The organism is Pseudoalteromonas sp. P1-11, from assembly GCF_001399995.1.
Taxonomy (GTDB): Bacteria; Pseudomonadota; Gammaproteobacteria; order Enterobacterales; family Alteromonadaceae; genus Pseudoalteromonas; species Pseudoalteromonas atlantica.
The window spans coordinates 27,086-46,213 of record NZ_LJSP01000017.1; the positions used below are offsets into that span (position 1 = coordinate 27,086).

General features: G+C 39.8%; 19 protein-coding genes. 5 read left to right on the forward strand and 14 right to left on the reverse strand.

Annotation, left to right across the window (positions count from 1 at the left end; all coding sequences use genetic code 11):
• Positions 1-87: 87 nt before the first annotated feature.
• Together AN390_RS18180 and AN390_RS18185 are read right to left on the reverse strand one after the other, a co-directional pair.
• The gene (locus tag AN390_RS18180) at positions 88-1,425 is read right to left on the reverse strand and encodes an ankyrin repeat domain-containing protein (RefSeq protein WP_004589168.1); all 1,338 of its coding nucleotides are present in this window, start codon (positions 1,423-1,425) and stop codon (positions 88-90) included.
• Positions 1,426-1,635: 210 nt separating this feature from the next.
• The gene (locus AN390_RS18185; RefSeq protein ID WP_004589167.1) at positions 1,636-2,229 is read right to left on the reverse strand and encodes a phospholipid-binding protein MlaC; all 594 of its coding nucleotides are present in this window, start codon (positions 2,227-2,229) and stop codon (positions 1,636-1,638) included.
• Between the two features lie 246 nt (positions 2,230-2,475).
• Between AN390_RS18185 and AN390_RS18190 the strand changes: the two genes are divergently transcribed.
• Positions 2,476-3,012: an acyloxyacyl hydrolase gene (locus AN390_RS18190; RefSeq protein WP_029772479.1), complete on the forward strand. Its 537-nt coding sequence runs from the start codon at positions 2,476-2,478 to the stop codon at positions 3,010-3,012.
• A gap of 120 nt (positions 3,013-3,132) precedes the next feature.
• Here AN390_RS18190 and AN390_RS18195 read toward each other — a convergent pair whose 3' ends face one another.
• Both AN390_RS18195 and bamC read right to left on the reverse strand, forming a co-directional pair.
• Positions 3,133-4,503: a YjiH family protein gene (locus AN390_RS18195; protein ID WP_029772478.1), complete on the reverse strand. Its 1,371-nt coding sequence runs from the start codon at positions 4,501-4,503 to the stop codon at positions 3,133-3,135.
• 70 nt (positions 4,504-4,573) lie between these two features.
• The gene (bamC, locus tag AN390_RS18200) at positions 4,574-5,632 is read right to left on the reverse strand and encodes an outer membrane protein assembly factor BamC (protein ID WP_029772477.1); all 1,059 of its coding nucleotides are present in this window, start codon (positions 5,630-5,632) and stop codon (positions 4,574-4,576) included.
• Between the two features lie 360 nt (positions 5,633-5,992).
• Between bamC and AN390_RS18205 the strand changes: the two genes are divergently transcribed.
• Positions 5,993-6,529, forward strand: coding sequence for a glycine cleavage system protein R (locus AN390_RS18205; RefSeq protein ID WP_024034205.1), 537 nt, complete (start codon positions 5,993-5,995; stop codon positions 6,527-6,529).
• Positions 6,530-6,539: 10 nt separating this feature from the next.
• A complete protein-coding gene (gene bcp, locus AN390_RS18210) occupies positions 6,540-7,019 on the forward strand; it encodes a thioredoxin-dependent thiol peroxidase (RefSeq protein WP_029774548.1) in 480 nt (159 codons plus the stop codon).
• A gap of 253 nt (positions 7,020-7,272) precedes the next feature.
• Here the strand turns inward: bcp and AN390_RS18215 are convergent, their stop codons facing one another.
• The 4 genes from AN390_RS18215 to queE all read right to left on the reverse strand — a co-directional run bounded on the left by AN390_RS18215 (position 7,273) and on the right by queE (position 10,234).
• Entirely contained in the window at positions 7,273-7,782 is a 510-nt protein-coding gene (locus AN390_RS18215; protein ID WP_157686056.1) for a hypothetical protein, read from the reverse strand.
• Positions 7,783-8,008: 226 nt separating this feature from the next.
• A complete protein-coding gene (locus AN390_RS18220) occupies positions 8,009-9,118 on the reverse strand; it encodes a DUF3800 domain-containing protein (RefSeq protein WP_055255636.1) in 1,110 nt (369 codons plus the stop codon).
• 70 nt (positions 9,119-9,188) lie between these two features.
• Positions 9,189-9,290, reverse strand: coding sequence for a phage virion morphogenesis protein (locus AN390_RS20000; RefSeq protein WP_408003184.1), 102 nt, complete (start codon positions 9,288-9,290; stop codon positions 9,189-9,191).
• 278 nt (positions 9,291-9,568) lie between these two features.
• Positions 9,569-10,234: a 7-carboxy-7-deazaguanine synthase QueE gene (gene queE / locus AN390_RS18225; RefSeq protein ID WP_055255637.1), complete on the reverse strand. Its 666-nt coding sequence runs from the start codon at positions 10,232-10,234 to the stop codon at positions 9,569-9,571.
• Between the two features lie 145 nt (positions 10,235-10,379).
• On the opposite strand from queE, the gene queC reads away from it, so the two are divergent.
• Positions 10,380-11,036 (forward strand): 7-cyano-7-deazaguanine synthase QueC, encoded by a 657-nt coding sequence (gene queC, locus AN390_RS18230; protein WP_004589469.1) that lies wholly within the window; start codon positions 10,380-10,382, stop codon positions 11,034-11,036.
• Between the two features lie 115 nt (positions 11,037-11,151).
• Here the strand turns inward: queC and AN390_RS18235 are convergent, their stop codons facing one another.
• Positions 11,152-11,601 (reverse strand): isoprenylcysteine carboxylmethyltransferase family protein, encoded by a 450-nt coding sequence (locus AN390_RS18235; RefSeq protein WP_004589470.1) that lies wholly within the window; start codon positions 11,599-11,601, stop codon positions 11,152-11,154.
• 344 nt (positions 11,602-11,945) lie between these two features.
• On the opposite strand from AN390_RS18235, the gene AN390_RS18240 reads away from it, so the two are divergent.
• Positions 11,946-12,188 (forward strand): hypothetical protein, encoded by a 243-nt coding sequence (locus tag AN390_RS18240; RefSeq protein ID WP_024034198.1) that lies wholly within the window; start codon positions 11,946-11,948, stop codon positions 12,186-12,188.
• On the opposite strand, the gene AN390_RS18245 is transcribed toward AN390_RS18240, so the two are convergent.
• The 5 genes from AN390_RS18245 to AN390_RS18265 all read right to left on the reverse strand — a co-directional run bounded on the left by AN390_RS18245 (position 12,185) and on the right by AN390_RS18265 (position 18,419).
• Positions 12,185-13,222 (reverse strand): hypothetical protein, encoded by a 1,038-nt coding sequence (locus tag AN390_RS18245; RefSeq protein ID WP_055255638.1) that lies wholly within the window; start codon positions 13,220-13,222, stop codon positions 12,185-12,187. The genes AN390_RS18240 and AN390_RS18245 overlap by 4 nt on opposite strands.
• Positions 13,223-13,323: 101 nt before the next feature.
• The gene (locus AN390_RS18250) at positions 13,324-13,995 is read right to left on the reverse strand and encodes a tRNA (adenine(22)-N(1))-methyltransferase TrmK (protein WP_055255639.1); all 672 of its coding nucleotides are present in this window, start codon (positions 13,993-13,995) and stop codon (positions 13,324-13,326) included.
• Positions 13,996-14,095: 100 nt separating this feature from the next.
• On the reverse strand, positions 14,096-15,049 hold the full coding sequence (locus tag AN390_RS18255; RefSeq protein WP_055255640.1) for a class I SAM-dependent methyltransferase: 954 nt from the start codon (positions 15,047-15,049) through the stop codon (positions 14,096-14,098).
• Positions 15,050-17,044 carry an excinuclease ABC subunit UvrB gene (uvrB, locus tag AN390_RS18260; protein ID WP_055255641.1) on the reverse strand — a complete coding sequence of 665 codons (1,995 nt, stop codon included), beginning with the start codon at positions 17,042-17,044 and terminating at the stop codon, positions 15,050-15,052. It abuts the gene before it with no gap.
• A gap of 4 nt (positions 17,045-17,048) precedes the next feature.
• The gene (locus tag AN390_RS18265) at positions 17,049-18,419 is read right to left on the reverse strand and encodes an MATE family efflux transporter (protein ID WP_055255642.1); all 1,371 of its coding nucleotides are present in this window, start codon (positions 18,417-18,419) and stop codon (positions 17,049-17,051) included.
• Positions 18,420-19,128: the final 709 nt, after the last annotated feature.

Consider the following 19,128-nt stretch of genomic DNA (forward strand, 5'->3'; position numbering starts at 1 on the left):
GTATAACAGCTTATACATACAAAAAACGCGCTTAACATAACAATGTAAGCGCGTTTTTTTTAGGTTTTTAGTTTGCCATGGCGGCCGCTACACTAATTCGCTCAGTGCAGCGAGTGCAACTATGCTGGCTAATCCAAGCTGAGCTATTAAGCTTAACAACGAAAAAACACGCAACACAAATAATCCCCACGGGTGCTTTATATGTGGATAGAGCGCACAGCGCTTTAAGCTCGCCGCAAAGAAAAAACACACCGATGCAATCAATGTAAAAATTAAAGTCAGCTCACTTTTTATGGCAATGCTTTCATCAAAAAAGAAATACAGCTGCAATGGCAATAAAATAGTGACAATTGCGTGTAAGGCGTGCACCTTTTTAATGCGGTTAAACTGCCCTTCTGGCGAAAGCTCTTTTATACCAAAATCGCGCTCAAGGCATTTAACTAAATTGCTTGCTTTAATACTTACTGCTAACCGGTAACAGCTTAAGCCCTCGTTATTACGTGCTCTAAAGTCGTAACCTGCTTTTAGTAATAGCACCATAAGGGTTTCGTTTTTAGCTAACACTGCATAATGCAGTGCGGTATTGCCTAAGGTGTCTTGCGCTTTTTGATCCTGTTTAGCCAACAGGGTTTCTATCACATTTACATAGCCTTTTTCGGCTGCCCACATAAACGCTGTTTTATTGTTTTCATCAGCCAATGTACCAGTGGCACCTTGCTCTATAAAACGCATCGCCATGGTTTGCTTTGCGCTTTTTTGGCTTAAATGAGCAAGTAATGCTTTTTCAAGCAATACAATAGAATCTACATCAGGCGATACTTGCGTTAACAACGTAAAATAGTCTTTACCGTTTGCTACTTTTTGACTCGCAAGCTCTGTAAGTTCGTTTAAATCAGCAACCGATTCAGGTAAAAAAGCACTTAAACGCTCTCTAAAATCAACTTCTTGCCACAGTGCTAGCGTATCGTGTGCACTTAATTTGCTGCCACTATTTAGAGCATGTTCAATTAACGAAAAATAGCGTTTACTAAATAATAAGCTAAACAACGAAAGCGGCGTATCAAGTGCGTTCTGCGCCGCCACACTGGCGTATTTTTCTAAGCGCTGGCACAGCATTAGCGCCATTGATTCGCTGGTGTATTCGTTATCTAAATAATGATTTTTAACAGCAGCAATGTAAGCGTGCGCATCTTCGTCATATTCACTAATATGCTGAAAATAACACTCTTCAAAGGGTTCAAGCGGGGTTAACCATATCAAATAGTAAATGGGTGGTAGCACAGTGGTGCATACACCGTCATCTTCAATAGTAGAACGACATGCAGGCCAAGCTTCTAAAGCATCTAAAATAAAGGCACCGTTTTGTTCTACAAGTCCTTTAATAAGTAATGGGTATTCCTTTGGCCAAATCAGTACATTTTCCATTAAAACAGCACAACTCCAGTGTAGCTTGATGAGGCGTCAGTTATAGCAGTTTTTAGCTGACACCACGCTTAATCGACGTGGTGATATTCTATCACACCTTTTTTTTGCTGCGAGCTTAAAGTAGATGAATATTAAGAAAATATAAAAGCAGCCAATACACTTTAGTGCGGCTGCTTTTGTGGTTGGAGAGGGTCTTAATCAGGAAGTGAACTATTTATTTTTTAGTTCAGTAATTACTTGCTCTAAGCCTACATCAGAAATGCGTTGAATGATCTCTTTTTGCTTAGCGCTTAAAAGCGAAATACCTTCGGCAACAATGTCGTATACTTTCCATTGCTGGTCTTTACCTTGGCGCAGCTTAAAATGCAGATCAATCACGGGCGCGTTTGGCTCAATAATTTGCGTTTTAACCGTCGCGTACTCAGAGTCGCTTTTCGCGGTATCTTGTTCAAATACTACTTGCTGGCCGGTGTACTTCATTAGCGCACCTGCGTAAGTACCTGTTAAATAATGCTCTACTGCATCAATAAAACGTACAGCTTGCTCGCGCTCAATGCCTTTTATGTGCTTACCAAGCAATTTAAACGACACAAACTTAATATCTATGTTTGGCATTAAACGCGTCTCTACAATGCGCGCCATATCGGCTTTGCTTGCATCGCCTTGTGCATTTACTTTTGCAATATCGCTAAAAAGCGTATCGGCAACGCCTTCAAGCATATGTTGAGGCGACTGCGCCGTTTGCGCAAATAACGCGCTGCTAAAAAAGGCAGCAGCAATAAAAATAGTGTTAAAAAGTTTCATGAGCGTGACCATGTGTGTGATTAAGATGTGGCTAAATTACGCGATTTTAAGCCACAAAAACAGACACAAAAATGCACCTTATTAATGCCAAAACAGCACCAATTAAATAAGCTATTTATTTTCAATTAGTTAAGCCTTCCCTGTTAACACCCCATAAACAAGCGGCATTTTGTCCTCATTGAAAATGTGAATGGCCCGCCCTTATCATTTATTTACTCATTCGACTCACACACCAATTTGGCAGTTATGAAAACGGTATATAAAACTTTCACACTTATTCTATTTTTAGTTATTTCAGTATGGGGTAACACGGCGTTTGCGCAGTCTAATCATGGTTACGCCGTAGATGTTCTCAAAGGCGAAGGCAACGTGAATGGCGTTAAGCTGGCTTATCAATATCATGCCCCTAGCTTACAAAACTTAGTGGGCGATGCGCGCTTTTATTTTGAAACCAGCGTTAATATGTGGGAATACCGCCATGGTGACAACTCGCAATCTAATCTTGTTTTGGCTATGTCACCCGTACTGCAGTTTCCTGCTTTTAGTTTTCATAATACCCCGTTTTATATTGAGGCAGGTATTGGCGTATCGCTTATTGATGAAACTAAATTTGCGGGCAAAAATATTAGTACTCACTACCAATTTGAAGACCGTATTGGCCTAGTTGCAGACTTTGGCCACACTAACGTAGCGCTTCGGGTTATTCATTACTCAAACGCCGGATTTAAAGAGCCTAACCCAGGTTTAAACTTTTTAACTCTTTCAGTGGCAAGGCGTTTTTAATCTTCATTCGTATTTAGTATCAATTTGCCACTTAAAAGGGTTAAGTATTAGGGTAAATTGAAATAACTAGCCACAAAAAAGCCCTGATAAATCAGGGCTTTTTATAATTAAAATACACGACTAGCCAACTAACCAATGCGCCATTAAGGCAATAACCGGCAGCGTAATAAGTGTACGTAAAATAAATATAACGAACAGCTCAACAATGTTTACCGGTATTTTACTGCCCAGTAAAAGTGCGCCAACCTCAGACATGTAAATTAGCTGAGTTACGCTCATTGCGGCAATAATAAAGCGAGTTACATCACTTTCAATGGTGCCCGCAGCTAAAATTGACGGAATAAACATATCGGCAAATCCCACCATAATAGTTTGTGCCGCGGCCTGTGCTTCGGGTACTTGTAACCACTCTAAAAATGGCACAAACGGCATACCTAAATATTGAAATACCGGCGTGTGCTCAGCAATAATAAGTGCAAATGTTCCTACGGCCATTACAACAGGCAGTACACCAAACACCATATCAAGTGCATTATGTACACCCTCTTTTAAGGTACCTTTAAAGCCCGACGAGTTATTGGCTTTTGCTAATGCTACATCAAGTGAGTGCCCTACTAAGCTTTTACCCGTTGGGATAGCCTCAGCATCGCGATTTGGCTCACTGCCATCAATAAGCAAATCTTTTTTAAAGCGAAGTGGCGGTAAACGCGGCACAATAATAGCGGCTACCACACCGGCTAAACATACGGTGGCATAAAATGGGGCAAATAAGTGCTCTAATTTCACTTGGCCTAAAACCACTAAGCTAAATGTAATAGAAACCGCCGAAAACGTAGTACCAATAATTGCGGCTTCGCGCTGCGTGTAGTGCTTTTGGTCGTACTGCCTTGCGGTCATTAAAATACCAACACTGCCATCACCTAACCACGACGCAGTACAGTCAACTGCACTTCGCCCAGGTACGCCAAATACAGGGCGCATTACCTTGGTTAGCATGGTGCCTGCAAGCTCTAATAACCCAAAGTTAATTAGTAAAGGCAGTAATAAACCGGCCAGTATAAATACCGAGAACAAAACAGGTAATAAGTCGTTTAATACCAAAGCGCCTGTGTTTGCAGAGGTGATTGCCTCGCTACCTAACCCTAAATGGGTCATTAGCACAAACGCCATACCAAATAAACGCACCACTAACCACACTACACTCACATCAAATAAATGCTTTAACAGGGGGGATTGGCAAATTGCGGCGGGTTTAAATACTTTGGTGATCACCGACATAACGCCAGTAATACAAATAATAAGGGTAATAATTGCTTGCGCAGAGCCAGACATCAACGCTTGCACGCCTTTAGCCATTAACGCAATAGGAATGGTCATCCCGTCTGCGGTAGGAATGGGTGTCATAAATAAAAACACACCAATTAACGACGGTACTAAAAAAGTAAACCAAGTGCGCCACGTATAGTGCCCGCGAGGAGGTAACTGAGACATATTTTTTAATCCATAAAAACTACAAAAAGAGCAAAGCGCTCTTTTTGTAGTAAAAACTTATTATTAATTATTAAATTTTGATGCCGCGCTGAATAAGTGCTGCTTCTAACGCTTGTTGTAAACCATTCATGGTGCCAGGTTCGAGTGTTTCGCCTTTGTCATCCATCCAGGTTAAGCTTGTACCGCCTTCTTTAGTTTTGCTCACTAAAATTTGGTATTGGCCTTCTTCAATAGGAAGCTGCGCAACTTCGTCGCCCCAAATAGAATCCCATACACTGCTTTCTGGCTTGTTGTAGTCGGCAGTTATTAAGCCGGTATCGGTTTTAATCTCAACAATAGTAAACGATAGACGCTCTAAAAAGCCCGAGAAGCGATCGAATACTGCATCGTATGATTGCTCAGTAACAAGTGCAGCATTGCCTTTGTTATCAAAGCCCATTTCTAAAGAAATAATACCTTGGCGCTTGCGGTTTTCTACTTCTAACTGACGATAGCGATAATCAAATTCAGCCACAACTTGGTTAAGCGCGCGTACTTCTAATTGCTGCTTAAGTAAATCGGTTAACGTGTCATCACCTTTAAAGTCAATAAGTTCAGCGCGTAACGAAGCAGTACGCTGATGCGATTTTTCTTCAATTGTGAATCTAAAACGCTCTTGGTTTTCGCTTACCTCATCGCCCCATAACCAGCTCTCTTCCGCTTTAATTATTGAGTACCAGTCAGTTTCGATAATACCAAGTAGCTTATCTTCTTTTGTGGTTGTTGCATTATTTTCGGCAATAACCGCTTTAATTGAGTCCCAAACAAATTCATCTAAATCAACAATGCCATCGTTTTTATCAAAGTAAATACGCGCTTGTTTATCGCCCTCTTCTACCCAGCTACCTTTAGCAACAGTTAAAACCTGTGCTGGTGGACGATAGTTTGTTGCCTCAGGGTTGTTATCGTATTGGCCCACATCCATTTTATAAACCGGATCTTGCGCTGGTTGAGATAACGATGGCGGGGTTTTAACACCTTCATGCGTACGATAATTGCGTTCGTTGTGCGCTTCATTAATAAAAACATTACACCCTGATAAACTTACCAATACACTCACTGCAAGTGCTTTTGGGATCCAATACTGCACAGATATTTCTCCTTAGCATACCCTTTAATTGTTTTACACGTATATGAGTGGGTAATACCGAATTTGGTTCAGTGTAAAATCAACATTAACTTTACATTTATTATTTGGCTGTCTAATTGCAATAAAGTTCACACCTAAGTGTTATAAAATCAATCACAACAAAAAGACAAATTTTAGCTATGGTACTTTCCTGTGCCAGTAAAAACAAGGAACACAACGCTTTAAAGCGCCTTTAATTAAGCGCCTATGTAGTTTAGGGTGCTTTTTGTGTTAAACTTCGCCGCCGTGCAACGTAGTGTATGCGCAGCGGGCTATACCAACTCGGTTGTTATATTTCAAAAAACGTAGGTATTAAACTTCATGACTGCATTTTCAAATCATCAAATTGTTTTAACCGCTATTGGCGAAGATAGACCGGGAATTGTAAGTGAACTTACACAGCTTGTAAGTGATTGTCATTGCAACATTATAGATAGCCGAATAGCCATTTTAGGCAGCGAATTTACCTTTACCATGCTGCTAAGCGGCGATATGTCGGCCATTAGCCGCATAGAGCACACCTTGCCTACTAAAGGCATGGAGCTAGGCCTACTCACCATGATGAAGCGCAGCACCACTCGCCACACCGAAAGTGAATTTTGCGCAGGCTATACCCTTGAATACACAGGGATAGACACCCCAGGTACACTGAGTAAAGTAACGCGTTTTTTTGCCGATCACCACATTAGTATCTGCTCATTAAAGTCAGACACCTACGATGAAGAAACCGACACTAAAATGCGCTGCGAAATTGAGTTTAATATCCCAGTAGAGGTTGATATAGACCAATTTAAAGTGACCTTTGAAAACCTTTCGCACAATCTTAACGTAGATTATATTTTTAAACGTATTCGCTAAGGAGCACAGCATGAACAAAATTAGTCCATTACAAGCCGGTGATACAGCACCAGAATTTAGCTTACAAAACCAAAACGACGAAACAGTCACGTTAAGTGAGCTGTTAAAAGAGCAACAAGTACTGGTGTACTTTTACCCTAAAGCCTCTACACCGGGTTGTACGGTTCAAGCCGAAAACTTACGTGACCAACAAGCGCAGCTTGCTCAATTTAACACCCGCGTTGTAGGTATTAGCCCAGACCCTATTAAGCGCCTTAAAAACTTTGAAACTAAAAAAGAGCTTAACTTTGATTTGCTCGCCGATGAAGATCACGCCATTGCTGAAGCATTTGGCGTATGGGGCTACAAAAAGTTTATGGGTAAAGAGTATGACGGTATTCACCGCTTAACCTTTTTAGTAGGCCAAGACGGTAAAATTAAACACTTATTTGATAAGTTTAAAACCAAAGATCATCATCAAGTGGTTTTAGATTACTTAGCGGCGGAATAAGTTAGCTGTAAGCTGTAAGCTGTAAGCTGTAAGCTGTAAGCTGTAAGCTGTGTAAGCTGTAAGCTGTAAGCTGTAAGCTGTAAGCTGTAAAAAAATATACAAAAGCGTTGCTCTAGGGCAACGCTTTTTTTGTGTTACTTACTAAAGCTTTGATTAAGTAAAAGTGTGTTCAAAGAATGAATATGCAGTCGATAGTTTTGATGTATGAAGTCAAGATTTGACCTCTTTGGTTTACAAGCATTTGATTAGCTTTTTAATCAAATTGAGCTGTTTTAATTAATAATTTATCAACCACATCCAATGTTCTTTTTATCATTTGAATATCTGAAATATTTGATTTATCCAGACTATTATCTATTAACGGATTATTTTCAGCATTTATTATAGCTTTTTGATATTTTTTATATTCCTCAAAAAACTCACTACCTAATAGTATAACTTCAGCTTCATATGCCAATAAAAAATCATTTAAACGATAGACTTCTTCAATTAAATAAAAGTAGTCACATGCTAATTTATTTTTATCAGTACCTTTGAGATGACATAAGTTAATGTTTTCAAAGCCTATGGCGAAATTATCAATGTCCTTTTTATACTTTAAAAATTGTGGGTATATTTTTGATACAAATACAGCTCTTATCTTCGCTTGCTCTGAATACTTCCATGTATTTAATGCTTTGTATGCAATCAGCACTGCTATTACAGAGCTAAGGGTTGAGAATATTTTAATCAATTGCTCTTCAGATAATGAATGTCGACCCAAAATATAACCTAACCCTATTAACAAAACACAAGTTATCAATACGATAAGATCTTTATTTAAAACCTTAATTATGTAATACAAGGGTACGTCCTGTTTTCAAAAATATCTTTAATAAATTATTAGTTTGAGCTTGCGAGCTAAAAGAGAACATGTAAAACCTACCTATTCTTGGGGTTAACTTTTTATTTAAAGCTTTCCGTAGAAAAAACTTAGAAGGTTACTTTCGTCACACAATATCTAAAATAGAAGTGCAATCACCTAGACTTTCGAAATTAGTATTTTGATAATTCATGCCAAAAGCCTCGAGCATTCTATTTGCAAATTCATCTTTTGGCCCATCACCAGGGGAGTTTAAAACTCGATTTACGCTACTTGTAAAAAGATCTGCAATTTGCATAAAAATTAGCTCTCTAGAATCTACAGCACGGAATGTATCTAAGTAAAGTTCGTGGTTATATTTAGTGCCAGAGTGTGTCGCTAACCTCTCTTTTAAACTAGCTAGCATTAGCTTATCTGGTCCTTCACTTTCTAAGTCTTTACTAAAAGATAAACTACGCGGAAGAGGAGACCTATCTGTGGAGTTCTCATGTTCAACCCCCAAGCAAAGTAAATTAAAAAATAGCTGTTCTAGAGCTTGATCATTATGCTTTATACCAGAACGGCTGACATAAAGAGCTTTAAAGCTAAATGTTGTTGCGTGCTCTACCAAAAGGTCGACTAATTGAAGGTGAATTTCTAAATTTCCTTTATTAATGTTTTTAAAATGAAACTCACTTGTAATCGCGTTCTCTGCCCTAAAGTTAGTTATAGTATCAACAAGACTCCTAGTACCTATACCATTCAAAATCCAAAAACTTCCAACAACTAAATAGGTCTGAGTTTTACCACTTTCATCTGCATAAACATTATATGATTTTGAAGGTTTTTCTCTAGATACAGCAGCGCTCCTTTGGTCATCATCAAGTTTTCCACGATGTTTCCTAACATCTTTAGATGCAAGAAATAGTTTATGATCATTTTGTATTACGGCCCGACTTCGAGCTAGGCTGGGTAGTCTTGTTGCTTTTTTATAATTATCTAAATCAATATAACTGCCACCAAGTAAGTCCGCCTCAAATACTTTCCAGTATTCAATTTGTAAAACAACGTCAGAGTTACGTGTTTCAGGCTTATGATTCAACAGCCATGCAACTCTTTGCTCTAAAGTATTAAGGTTACAGTTATTTATATCATTAAGTAAAAGCTCTTTTTTTATCGCTAGTTTGGCTTCTTTTTCTTGAAGTTTGATTTCTTCTTCAGTGAGTTCTTCATTGAGAACATTTAGAGGGGGTTCCATGATTCATCCTTAAATATGTTTGGTCATCCATAATAGCCAATTTTATACTAACTAATCTACAGTAATGATTTCAAAATAAAAAGTCACACAATATCTCAATCACTTCTTTTTCATCTTCACCCGACAACCCTAAAAATGGTCTTGCTGGTATGGAGGCTAATCGCGGGATCATATCGAGAACCTGAGGGGTCAAATCTTGACTTCATACATCATAAATTAATTAGCTATTTATATTTGTCGAAACTTAAATAAGTTACTGCGTCGGATGGCGCTTCGCTTATCCGACCTACGCGTTTTAATAAGCTGGTGTGGTGGTTTATATAAAGAGTGAGTAATGGGGTTATGGTGTTGGGTTTCGTTTCACTCAACCCAACCTTGTATCTACGTAATATAACTTAACGCCGAGCAGCTTATCGCTTACAGCTAAGCACTTACAGCTGCTCTTTCGCTTTAGCTAATCCCTAAATACTTATGTACCTGCACCGATAAACGCCAGTTCTTGGCAATACAGGTGTCGATGGCTAATTTAGTGGCTGACACTTTTTGGCTGATTGGCTGTAAGTATACAAGCTTCGGGTTAACACCTGTTTTGGCAAATAGCGCTTCAAGCTCATCTACGTGCTTTTGCATCGCTACTGGGTGCTTTATCTCGTTGGCGCGCTTCATGGCGCTGGTAAGTACTTCGTAGCCGCCACGCATGTTAATTTTAGGCGATACGGTAACCCAGGTTTGCTCAGGGGCAAGTATTTCAAAGGTGCCGCTGGTTTCTATTTGTGTCGTAAAGCCGTTATCGTGCAATAGCTTACACACTGGGTTTAAATCGTACATACACGGTTCGCCGCCGGTAATTACAACATGCTTTGCTGTATAGCCACGCGATTTAAACAGCTCAAGTACTTGCTCGGCGCTGGCATCGGCCCAATGATCTGAATCGGCTTTTTTTTCTACCGTTTCATCAAGCGATACTTTGTACACGTTATCGACTTCCCAAGTTTGTTTAGTATCACACCATGCGCAGCCCACTGGGCAGCCTTGCAAACGCAAAAATATTGAGGGTGTGCCGGTAAAACTTGCTTCACCTTGGATGGTTTCAAACACTTCATTAATTTTGTACAAAAGAGATCTCACTTACTGCCTAGCTGCAAAATTGCTACTATAAAAGTCGAAAAAGCGCTGCCCAAAAATTGTTATTTAAGCTGCGGCCGTGTAGTATATCGCGCCCTGATATAAACCTCTATTAAAACTAAAGAGCAATCCAGATATGACGCAAAAAGTAGTTGTTATTTATTCCGGCGGTATGGATTCGTTTACCGTATTAAATAAAGCCTTACAACAAGGCCATGATGTTTATGCCCTTTCATTTGACTATGGTCAGCGTCATGTTAAAGAGCTTGAAGTGGCTGCAAACGTGTGTGAAAAACTTAATGTTCCGCATAAAATTGTAGATATATCAGCTATTAACCAGCTTATTGGTGGCTCATCACTGACTGATGATATTGATGTACCAGAAGGTCATTACGAAGAAGAAAGCATGAAAAGCACCATAGTGCCTAATCGTAATATGATTTTGCTTTCGCTCGCGGTTGGTTACGCTGTGTCTTTAAAAGCGAGCAAAGTATATTATGGCGCGCATTCGGGGGATCATGCTATTTACCCTGATTGCCGTCCTGAATTTGTGCAAAAAATGGATGATGTATGTCGTATTGCTAATTACGACGCTGTAGAAATTTTTAGCCCATACCTAAATAACACAAAAATTGATATTTTAACCGATGGCATAAAAATGGGCTTAGACTACAGCCAAACATGGACTTGTTATAACGGACGCGAAAAAGCCTGTGGTAAATGTGGCGCCTGCCAAGAACGTTTAGAGGCATTTTCGCTTAATAACGTCACTGATCCAATCGAGTACGAATAACACTATTTAGCTGACGCGCTAGTTACGGGGTTTTCAGTGAAAGCACGGTTAATTTATTAGCGCTGAACGCAAAAAGGCTATCATCTCGATAGCCTTTTTTGTATTTGCTTGTAAATTACAACCAGCGTTTTACTTTGTTTTTATACTCTGTGAATTCTTGACCAAATAATTTGCTAAGCGCCCGCTCCTCAGGAATTATTTGAAAAAACGTTAAATAAGCAATAAACCCAGCAACACATAAAAGTGCCCACAGCGAACTAAGCCAAATACCCCAGCCAGCTAAAATAAACGCAAAGCCTACATACATAGGATTACGTGAAATTTTATATACACCACTGGTTACCAACTTTGATGCTTGCTCGGGCTTATTTGGATTAACTGTGGTGCGTGCAAGTTTAAAGCTTACCACTGCGGCTATACAAAATGCGCACCCTATAATGACTAAGCTTGCTGCTAAGTAGGCAATAAACGCTGTAAAATCAATCACACTGTAATGCGCTATTAACGCCATAATGCCTGCAAAAACGAGCACGACAATAACCGGAGGTATTTTATTATTTAACATAGCAACTCACTGTATTGATTATAAAATAAAGTTCTATAAGTCTGTAAACACTATACCCGTTTGCATTAATACACAATTAAATACAAGGTTAACGCTGGCATAGAGCGCGTTAAAACTGCTGATCAAAGCAACACAATAAAAATGTTGGCTTTAAAGTCACACGGTTTAATCTCAAATAGACTTATTAATTACGCCATTAGTTATTAAACAATAACGCAGGTGTATCAATGATGAACACAACTCCACGCTGCAATCGACAAATAAAGTTACAATTGTCAGGTTTAACCGCTGCTAAATATGGTTATACTTTATGCAACAGTTAAAACTATAAAAAGGAAGTGGTTATGTCAGGCACTACAATGATAGTACTTATTGTGCTTATATCGGTTGGCTCTGGAGTTATTTACGATATGTACAAAAAGCACCTTGAATTTAAACACAAAATGCAAGATAGCAACCAAGATGCAAATAAACAACTGGCCGAGGTAAGTGCGCAAGTAGTTGCTTTAAAAGAGCGCGTGCAAACGCTTGAGGCCATAGTGACAGACTCAAGCTACACCACAAAAGAAGAAATTAACCGCCTTTAAAAACGATATAAATGTGCATTTTCTGGCTGCTCTATACCGTGGGCAGCTAAAAACCCATCTATAGCTTGGCCGCAACCTTGTGGCGCACGCGAACTATCAATTTCAAAATTAAGCTTATTAGCATGTTGCTTGCCGAGTGAGCACAGCCCCAACACTTTTGGCGAGCGCATTGCCACACTAAGTGCACCTATTTTTTCTATGCAATTGTGTTTACTAAATCGGGCAAACCCTTGGTATTTAAATTGCTCACTCACATACTCATTACTAATATCAACCAGGGCATTAATAAAGCCATGTAAAAAGCTATTTGCGCTGCTATCACTGGTTAAAAATGCAAAGGTTTTATTATTAAATTCTGTAAGCTGACAAGTGTCGCAATGTAATTTTAAGGTGTATAACCACTGCTGCGAGCTTAGTTGCTGCATAGCACTTAGCGATACCTTAGCACCTGCAAATACTACCCGTTTTAATAGCTGCTCAATTGTGCAATGTTGCTCATTGCCCTGCGCCGCGTGTGTAATAACAAGCTCTGCATTTTGTGCCATAACCGGTAAATCATGATGATTATTAAATGGAGTACTGGTTGTATTATTGCTGTGAGTAAGTTGAAACAGCTCCCTTACTTCGTGCTCTCGCGCTATTTTAAGCGCTAAAAACGCTGTTTGAATAAGCTCGGAGGTTGGTAAGTTTTCCTCTACTATCCAGCGCCTGCCAAACAGTAATTTTTTTGCTGTGCCCTCACCCGCGTAACTACTGGTTTTGTAATTATCGGGGCTGAGTACGGCAACTTGTAAATAAAGTTGCTGATCTTTTTGTGCAGCAAGCACTCTAAAGTGCGCTGAAAAATTAATATTTTCTAGTACTTGATTAACGCTTTGTAAGGTGTGTTTATAGCGTAAAAAGTGCTGTGGAACTATCCAGCTGTTATTAGCAAGTTGCACTAATGGAGCATACGAAATTGGCTGCTCGTAACTGTTTTGCCATTTTTGCTCTGCACTGAGCAGCGGCTCAATGCGACTTTTTTTATCTGACATACATAAACCAAATAAACTCGCTCAAGGCGATATAATCTATGTTAATGTTACGTTTTTGCGCCTTGCATTAGATCACACTATTAGCGCTAAATAAGCCATTTTTAAGCGTCGCTGAGCTTTTTATAATCTGTTATAACTTTTTGATAATAAAGCTCATCTTTATTAAGCATTTTATTATAATGAGTGAGTAACTGTTTAAGGTATTGCTTGTGCGATGCATTATTTAAATCCCACATGCTGTTACCGGTAGATGTGAGCAACGCTGTGCTACGTTGACTTACCTCTATAAGCTCATAATAGCGGTTGTTTTCAGTGATTAATTGCTCGCTTTCAAGGCCAAAGCCTAATTTGGCTAAACCACTGCGCAAATGATAAGTATGGTGTATAGGGCAAACTATAAAGCGGGTGCTTGCTACAGATGCAGCGCAATTGTTTTTAATAATGCCAGTAACAAGTTTTAGTAACAGCTCGCCGCCAACACCTGCAATAACTACAGTATTTAACGCATTTGGAACGAGCTTTATTTCTCTTACATCTTGGCAATGTACTTTATATTGCGCATTACTTGGCAGTGTTTGGCTAATATTTGTAAGGTGCTCGCTCAGCTCGGCCATTATTTTATCTACCACATCGACAAAATTAACCTGTTTTGCAGCGCGGCGCTTTAATAGTGCAATGCCTAAGTAACCATGATCGCAGCAGCAATCCCAAATAACATCAACGGGGTTAGTAATTAACGCATTAATTGCGTTTAAACGCTTACTCAGTTTCATTTAATACCAATTAGCTTAATTAAGTGATCTATTTTGAGGCTGGAAAAACGTGTTGATAGCTAGGCAAAAAATTCGCTATTTAGTTTAAAATGATTAAGTATTATTGCGAGTTGGTATAAGTTGCGGTATGCGCCGTTTTATACACTAACGCTTTTAAGCTTTTATTGCTGTCTACTTCTACAAAACGGGCCGTTGGTGCAAGGCGCTCAACAAATTCTATTGCTCCTTGGGTGTGCTCGTTTATTAAAGCTTTAAACGCATCTTCGCTAAGCTCTGGGCTATTAGCGCATAATAAAAGCTGTGTGGTATCGCACAGTAGTTCGGGCAATCTGCGCAGCACCTTTTGGTAATCTTTAGTTAGAATAAAGCTGCCCTTTTGAAAGCTTGGCGGGTCTACAATAATTAAATCAAACGGCGCTGCTTTTTTTAATTTACCAAACGATTTTAAAATATCGTGCGGTAAAAAACTCACTCCGCGCTCAAAACCATTGAGTTGATGGTTTTGCTTACCTACTTTGAGTACCCCTTTGCTCATATCCATGTTCATAACGTGATCGGCCCCGCCTTGCATTGCCGCAAGCGAAAAACCACACGTGTATGAAAACAAATTAAGTACTTTTGCATGTTTACTATTGGCAGAGACAAACTCACGCCCACTTCGCATATCGGGGAATATTCCGGTGTTTTGGCGGCTTGTTAAATCCACTAAAAAACCAATACCGTTTTCTTTAACCACATGTGGCGAGGGAAGATTACCATGCACTAAACGTTTACTGCTTTGTACACCTGCGCGCTGTTGATACACCAATGCAGATATTAATTCAGGGTGATGCTGCTGCGCCCACGCCCAAAGGGTACTGGTCAGTGTATTTAACGTAGCTTCGTCAATTTCATCGTACGAAATTAAAAACAAGCTTGGCGGATAAAAGTCTAAATTAATATGGCTTAGCGATGCCACGCTATGGCCGCGACCATGAAATACGCGGCATAGTTCGTTTTGTAGTAATGGCGCATCTTCAAGCGCGCTTATTAGGGGCGAAAAATCGGGTGTCATTTAGTTAATCAACTGTTGTTGTAGTTCGTGTATTTCGTCGCGTACAGACGCGGCTTTTTCAAATTCAAGGTCGCTGGCATAAGCATGCATTTTGCTTTCAAGCTGTTTAATTTGTGAGGCAATTTCTTTCGCACTGAGTATTTTTTTAGACTCTTTACGTACCAGCTTAAGGTTATCTTGTGGTGCGGCTTCTTCGCCCACATCCATAATATCGGTGATCTTTTTAACCAAGGCTTGTGGCTCAATGCCGTGCTCTATGTTGTAGGCATGCTGTTTTTCACGACGGCGCTGCGTTTCACTAATCGCTTTTTCCATCGATTTAGTTACTTTGTCGGCGTATAAAATGGCGCGCCCATCAAGGTGACGTGCAGCACGGCCAATAGTTTGAATAAGCGAACGTGCCGAGCGTAAAAAGCCTTCTTTATCGGCATCTAAAATGGCAACTAGCGCCACTTCTGGCATATCTAGGCCTTCTCGTAATAAGTTAATACCCACTAACACATCAAACACACCGGCGCGTAAATCACGAATTATTTCAACGCGTTCTACTGTGTCTATGTCTGAGTGCAGGTAACGTACTTTTACATTATGCTCGCTTAAGTAATCGGTTAAATCTTCTGACATGCGCTTGGTAAGCGTAGTAACCAGCACTCGCTCACCTTTTTCTACACATTTATAAATTTCTGAGAGTAAATCATCTACTTGAGTGCCTACAGGGCGTATTTCTATTTCTGGGTCTAACAGGCCAGTTGGGCGTATAACTTGCTCTGCTACTTCGCCTGCGCTGCGCTCTAATTCAAAATCACCCGGCGTTGCCGATACATAAATAGTTTGCGGTGCTATGGCTTCAAATTCTTCAAAGCGCAATGGGCGGTTATCCATCGCCGATGGCATTCTAAAGCCATATTCAACTAGGTTTTCTTTACGGCTTCTATCGCCTTTATACATGGCACCAATTTGCGATACGGTTACGTGCGATTCATCGATGATCATTAATGCATCATCAGGAAGATAATCGAGTAATGTTGGTGGTGGATCGCCCGGTGTACGCCCCGACAAATAACGGCTGTAGTTTTCTATGCCCGAGCAATAACCAAGCTCGGTCATCATTTCTATGTCGTATTGTGTACGCTGCGCTATGCGCTGCTCTTCTACTAATTTATTGGCACTTAATAATTGTGCTCTGCGTTCTTTAAGCTCAGCTTTTATTTTTTCTATGGCATCAAGAATTTTTTCGCGTGGAGTTACATAGTGCGTTTTAGGGTAAATAGTGGCACGTACTATGTGTTTTTCTACCGCACCAGTAAGGGGATCAAAAATACTAAGGCGCTCTATTTCGTCATCAAACATTTCCACGCGTACTGCATAGGTGTCTGACTCGGCAGGAAATATATCAACAACTTCGCCACGTACACGGTAAGTACCACGGCTAAAGTCAATGTCGTTACGGGTATATTGCAGCTCAGCTAAACGGCGCAGCATATCGCGTTGGTCGACCTGTTCGCCTACTTTTAAAAGCAGCATCATTTTCATGTATGAGTCGGGGTCGCCCAAACCATAAATAGCCGACACAGAGGCCACTATTATGGTATCGCGACGCTCAAGCAATGCCTTAGTAGCACTTAAACGCATTTGCTCTATGTGCTCATTAATAGAGGCGTCTTTTTCTATAAACGTATCGCTGGCAACCACGTAGGCTTCTGGCTGGTAGTAATCGTAGTAAGATACAAAATACTCAACTGCATTATTAGGAAAAAACTCTTTCATTTCTCCATACAACTGCGCGGCAAGTGTTTTATTATGCGCCATTATTATTGTTGGGCGATTTAAATCGCTAATAATATTGGCCATGGTAAATGTTTTACCTGTACCTGTAGCACCGAGTAAGGTTTGATGCGCAAGCCCGGCTTCTAAGCCTTCTTCAAGCTGTTTAATCGCTGTGGGTTGATCGCCCGCGGGTTTAAATTGTGACTTTAGCTCAAAGTGATCACTCATTCATTTACTCCGTTACCGTGTTACTGCATATTGCATCTAGCTCTTTTACAAACCATTTGTACGCGACTAACCCTGTGAATACATTACCGATTGCAGCGCCAATAAATAAACCAATCAAGCCACCTAGCATACTGCCTACATAAGCAAAAGGCAGGTAAAAAACAAACAAACGAATAATACTTAAAAACAATGCATTCATAGGTTTGTGTAAAGCATTAAACGATGAATTTGATAAAATGATCACCCCTTGAAAACCATAACTTAGCGGTATGGTGTATATAAAGAGCTTAATAACATCGATTACAGCTTGTTCTTTACCAAATAATTGGCTTATTACCCCTGACAGCGCAATGAGTAAAATATAAATAGCAAATTGCCATATCATCACAAATTTAAGCGTACCAATGTACGCCTCTTTTACGCGGCCTAATTTACCCGCCCCAAAGTTTTGGCTAACAAAAGGAGGCAATGTCATCGATAAGGCCAGCACTAAGATACTGGCAATTGATTCAATACGGCTGCCCACACCAAAAGCGGCAACCGCTTCGGGTCCATGATTGGCAACGAGTGCGGTCATCACTGCCATTGCTACTGGGGTAAGCATGTTAGCCCCCGCTGCGGGTAAACCTATTTTAAGTACTTTTTTAATTGCGCTTGCCGCAGTTTGATTACCGGCTTTTAAGCTTAATAGCCGCTTTTTAATGCCCAGCACATATAAAATAATAATAACCGCTACGCCCCAGGCAATAACACTGGCAATAGCGGCACCTTGAATGCCTAATGCCGGTACTGGGCCCCAGCCAAATATTAAAATAGGATCGAGTATGGCATTAATAAGCCCTGCCCCACCCATTACTATGCTGGGTGTTTTAGTATCGCCACTGGCTCGCAATACCGAATTACCTATCATGGGGGTAATTAAAAATACGCTGCCAATAAACCAAATATTCATATACTCATGAATAAGTGGCAGCACTAATTGTCCGGCCCCTAATAAAGTGAATATTGGGTCGATTAGTAAATATCCAACAAACGAAAGTAAAATAACTAATAGTAGCGCCACAATAAGCGACACACTGGCATCAAAACGCGCCTCTTCTATTTTATTACTGCCTAAGGCTTTCGCTATCACCGCTGATGTGCCAATACCTAAACCTATGGCTAGGCTTATTACCGTAAAGGTTACCGGAAACGTAAAGCTTACCGCCGCAAGGGGCTCTGTGCCCAACATACTGATAAAAAATGTATCGACTATATTGAACATCATTAGCGTGACCATGCCAAATATCATCGGGATGGTCATTTTTTTCAATGTAGGCAAGATGGGATCGTTAAGTAAATCTGGGCGTGATTGAGAATGTGAAGTTTCGCGCATGGAATAAATAAGCCTCTTTTACTGAGCGAGCCATTTTAAAGCATCATAGCAATTCAAGCCACGGATTTATCAATGGATTTCATACTAATAATAAAGCAACAATTAAAAAAATAGCTAAAGTTGAATTTTTAAGCATTTGTGCACAAATACGCCCTTAGAGCGCCAAAAAACAATAAGTGAACATTTTTATTACTTTTTTAACATTTAACCCTGCAAATTCGCTGAATTTTTACACAGCGCGGTATTAATCTTTATCGTAACGAATTAATTTACTCATCGTTGCATGGTAATTCAGCATGCATTTATAACCCTATGTTTTTTATAGTAATAAAAAAATCGTTTTAAAAGCTTGAAATCGTTGTAGCGCCCTAAAACTCTGGTCGGGACAGTGTTCTTAAAGTTTCATAAACAGAGTTATCCACAGAAACCGTGGATAACTCAGCTGAGCCCGCATTTATAAAGGCTTGCGCGCTGGCTAAAATTCAGCTCAGGTCCAACCTTTGCTCAAAGTTAAAGTTAAAAACTTATCGATGCTTGCAAACAAAAAATTAAGCTAAGCCAAATCTTTGTGCCTAATACAGCTATAAGTGACTTAATTAGTTAACGCAAATATTTAGCAACTTATTGATTGTTTTGTTTTTGTACAGCTTTTTAAAATAAAGTTTTCAGCCACGGCTTTATTAGTTTAACCCCTCTTAAATACCGTAAT

What these genes read in the sequence shown, in the direction of transcription:
- AN390_RS18265 (WP_055255642.1), bottom strand. Translation starts at nt 18,419, where the DNA reads ATGCGCGAAACTTCACATTCTCAATCACGCCCAGATTTACTTAACGAT.
- AN390_RS18240 (WP_024034198.1), top strand. Translation starts at nt 11,946, where the DNA reads ATGTCAGGCACTACAATGATAGTACTTATTGTGCTTATATCGGTTGGC.
- AN390_RS18220 (WP_055255636.1), bottom strand. Translation starts at nt 9,118, where the DNA reads ATGGAACCCCCTCTAAATGTTCTCAATGAAGAACTCACTGAAGAAGAA.
- AN390_RS18205 (WP_024034205.1), top strand. Translation starts at nt 5,993, where the DNA reads ATGACTGCATTTTCAAATCATCAAATTGTTTTAACCGCTATTGGCGAA.
- AN390_RS18250 (WP_055255639.1), bottom strand. Translation starts at nt 13,995, where the DNA reads ATGAAACTGAGTAAGCGTTTAAACGCAATTAATGCGTTAATTACTAAC.
- AN390_RS18235 (WP_004589470.1), bottom strand. Translation starts at nt 11,601, where the DNA reads ATGTTAAATAATAAAATACCTCCGGTTATTGTCGTGCTCGTTTTTGCA.
- AN390_RS18185 (WP_004589167.1), bottom strand. Translation starts at nt 2,229, where the DNA reads ATGAAACTTTTTAACACTATTTTTATTGCTGCTGCCTTTTTTAGCAGC.
- AN390_RS18195 (WP_029772478.1), bottom strand. Translation starts at nt 4,503, where the DNA reads ATGTCTCAGTTACCTCCTCGCGGGCACTATACGTGGCGCACTTGGTTT.
- AN390_RS18180 (WP_004589168.1), bottom strand. Translation starts at nt 1,425, where the DNA reads ATGGAAAATGTACTGATTTGGCCAAAGGAATACCCATTACTTATTAAA.
- AN390_RS18190 (WP_029772479.1), top strand. Translation starts at nt 2,476, where the DNA reads ATGAAAACGGTATATAAAACTTTCACACTTATTCTATTTTTAGTTATT.
- AN390_RS18245 (WP_055255638.1), bottom strand. Translation starts at nt 13,222, where the DNA reads ATGTCAGATAAAAAAAGTCGCATTGAGCCGCTGCTCAGTGCAGAGCAA.
- uvrB (WP_055255641.1), bottom strand. Translation starts at nt 17,044, where the DNA reads ATGAGTGATCACTTTGAGCTAAAGTCACAATTTAAACCCGCGGGCGAT.
- bcp (WP_029774548.1), top strand. Translation starts at nt 6,540, where the DNA reads ATGAACAAAATTAGTCCATTACAAGCCGGTGATACAGCACCAGAATTT.
- queC (WP_004589469.1), top strand. Translation starts at nt 10,380, where the DNA reads ATGACGCAAAAAGTAGTTGTTATTTATTCCGGCGGTATGGATTCGTTT.
- AN390_RS18255 (WP_055255640.1), bottom strand. Translation starts at nt 15,049, where the DNA reads ATGACACCCGATTTTTCGCCCCTAATAAGCGCGCTTGAAGATGCGCCA.
- AN390_RS20000 (WP_408003184.1), bottom strand. Translation starts at nt 9,290, where the DNA reads ATGATCCCGCGATTAGCCTCCATACCAGCAAGACCATTTTTAGGGTTG.